Below are 380 nucleotides of genomic sequence, written 5' to 3' on the forward strand. Positions count from 1 at the left end.
CTTTGACCTGCACGCCGGTGAAGTGCTGGGCATCGCCGGCCTGGTGGGCGCCGGGCGTACCGAACTGGCACGGCTGATCTTTGCCGCCGACCCACGCACCTCCGGCACCCTGGAGGTGGTCGGCAAAACCGTGACCCAACTGCGCAACCCGGCGGATGCGATTCGTGCCGGTGTCGTCTACCTCACCGAGGACCGCAAGGCCCAGGGTCTGTTTCTCGACATGAGCGTGGCCGACAACATCAACGTCTGTGCGTGTGTGCCGGATGCCCATGCCGGTGGCGTGCTCGACCGTGGCCACGCCGCACAACGCTCACGCGATGCGATCAAGTCCCTGTCGATCCGCGTGGCGTCGGGCAAGGTCAACGTCGGCGCGTTGTCCG

1 protein-coding gene is annotated in these 380 nt (G+C 66.8%); it reads left to right on the top strand.

Annotated features, from left to right (window positions below):
- Window positions 1-380: ATP-binding cassette domain-containing protein (locus HX846_RS38695; RefSeq protein ID WP_178967636.1), on the top strand; the 380-nt coding region annotated here is incomplete at both ends.

Source organism: Pseudomonas sp. K5002, assembly GCF_013386655.1.
Lineage (GTDB): Bacteria > Pseudomonadota > Gammaproteobacteria > Pseudomonadales > Pseudomonadaceae > Aquipseudomonas.